The 1002-nt window shown below is 60.2% G+C and carries 1 protein-coding gene; it reads right to left on the bottom strand.

Features of this window, described 5'->3' with window-relative positions; translation table 11 throughout:
• Positions 1-21: 21 nt before the first annotated feature.
• The coding region (locus tag ABIB48_RS18000; protein WP_354213819.1) for a putative transposase at positions 22-1002 on the bottom strand (981 nt) is incomplete at its 5' end.

The following is a 1002-nucleotide window of genomic DNA, read 5'->3' as shown; positions in this document are numbered from 1 at the left end:
CAGGGCTCCTGATATCACGATTTAATTGATGAGAGCCGGCGGCTTGGTTTTGATTGCGTATTTGAGGATCAGGCTGGTGCCGGGGTAGCGGGTTTTGGTGCTGGTGAGGTGGGCGCAGAGTTCGGCGGCGGCAACGGTTTTGGCTGTGGTCGGTAGCGGGTCCAGGGTGATGGTGAGGTGGCCGGGCTCGGTCGTATCGATGTCGCCGGTTTGGTTGAACATTTGGCGCATGAGGGCGTGGGCTTCTTGGTTGGCGCGCCGGTATCCGGTGTTGGTGCGGATCTCCCTCGCGATCGTCATCGCGGTGTTGTAGGCGGCCATCCGGATCCCGGTGTGGATCATTTTCGTCTCGGTATCCAGTACTTGCTGGCCCGGGTTCAACTCCCCGAGGCGGAGCTTCGCCGGGATCTTCTTGTGGGCTTTCTCCGCAGCAATGAGCGTGTTCTCTGCTTCCCAGAGGGGGGCCATGGCTTGGTTGTGCATGGCGCTGGTGACCGTGACGAGAAGTTCTTTGGAGCCCTCTGCCGGGGATTTCAGGGCCATCAAGTTCGTCTCAGCGATCGCGGCCGCCTCGGCATGAGCATTCCGGGCGGCAACAACTTTTTGGTACGCCTTGGCCTTCGCCGGATTCGGCACCATCCGGTCTTCGTTGTCATCACTGGAGCTGTAGGAGTCGTGGGAGTCGAGCTCGAAATGCATCCGGGCGTAGCGGAACTGGTTCTCCTGCCGCCACCTATTGCCCATCCGATACACGAGTTCCCCGGCCGAAAGGTCACGATCGGTGGTGAGGATGTGGATTTGCCTCGTCCCGCCACCGGTGGTACCCACGATGCGGCTGATCTGGCGGATGTTGAAGACTTCTCCCGTCTTCTTGGTCGTTGCTAGGGGCAGGTCAACGAGTGTGTCAGCGACCGACCATTTCCGTGTCTGTCCGTGTGCGTCGGTGTGGGAGACCACGGTGAACAGCTTCTCTTCGATGTCTTTGGTGGTGCCTTTGCGCCA

It is taken from the genome of Arthrobacter sp. UYCu511 (genome assembly GCF_040547105.1).
GTDB classification, from domain to species: domain Bacteria; phylum Actinomycetota; class Actinomycetes; order Actinomycetales; family Micrococcaceae; genus Specibacter; species Specibacter psychrochitiniphilus.
This window is presented reverse-complemented; position numbering and strand designations above follow the sequence as displayed.